Raw genomic sequence first — 1174 nt, forward strand, 5'->3', positions numbered from 1 at the left:
GTTGTTTAATCCGGAAAAGTATCAACAAGAAGAGGTAATTGCTTGGTTCAACTTCTACTTTGAACGTCAGTATCCAGGAGAGTTAAACAAAGAGCTACGTGAGCGTTTGCTAGTGCATACTAAAAACTTACTAGAGAACGACGAGAAAGGCTTCTCAATGGATGCGACTGCTATTAGTGCAGCACGAGAAGTTCTAACGCAAATGTCACTTCCAGAGCGTGCATATCAGCGTATGAAGATGCAGTTTGCTAAAAGTCACGTTCCGTCTTTCCGTTTAACAGACGTGTTAGGACCTAAAGGTTTAGAACAATTTGAGCGAGCAAGTGGAAAACCTCTATCGCAAGGTATTTCCGGTTTTTATACCTACAACGGTTTTCACAGCATTTTCCAAATTCAGATTAATCGCACCGTCAAAGGTTTGATGGAAGAAAACTGGGTGTATGGGGATGATCTAAAAGCTCATGAAATTGATCATGATAGTGCTATTCAGGGGGTTCAAGCCCGCTATTATCAAGATTATGTCAATGAGTGGAAAACTCTGATAGAGGATATTCAGCTTAAACAAGCTCCGAGTTTGGCTTTAGCAACAGAGCAATCAAGAGTTTTATCCGGTGTAGAAAGACCAATTGAATCACTTCTGCGTGCAATACAAAAGGAACTGGGGTTATCGAAAGTAACGTTATCGGAAAATCAAAAGGCAGCAACGGAAGTCGCAGGAAAGGTTGCAAAAGTGAAGTTTTCTAATACGGCAGACAAACTCGATATGTATTTGCCTGAAGAGAATGGATTTAATGTTGCTCTACCAGGTAAAGAAGTTGAATCCCATTTCACCGAAATCTTACGACTTAGTGAACAAGACTTTGATGATATTCAGCAAGCGATGGTGAATTTGCGTTCGTACTTATCTGATTTGTCTAGCTCTGGCAACAATCAAAAAATTTCTTACAAAAGCATATGGGATGGAACGGGGACTCAGGATGGTGCTGCCTCCTTGGCTAGAGCAAAAGATCTCTTACCAAAACCGTTTAATCAATGGTTGGGAGAGTTGTCACAGGAATCGGTTAAGTTTGCAGAAAGCGGCTCTAAAGATCATCTAAATCAGCTTTGGGTGACTAATGTAGTGCGTCCTTATCAGCGGACTATAGCAGGTAGATACCCATTTGAACCTAATGCA

At 41.1% G+C, this 1174-nt stretch carries 1 protein-coding gene; it reads left to right on the top strand.

Translation table 11 applies throughout. The annotated features are described in order from the left end of the window. Positions 1-1174: ImcF-related family protein (locus R7035_RS25605; protein ID WP_318146367.1), on the top strand; the 1174-nt coding region annotated here is incomplete at both ends.

Origin of the sequence: Vibrio sp. 1731 (assembly GCF_033339955.1) — a bacterium.
Lineage (GTDB): Bacteria > Pseudomonadota > Gammaproteobacteria > Enterobacterales > Vibrionaceae > Vibrio > Vibrio alginolyticus.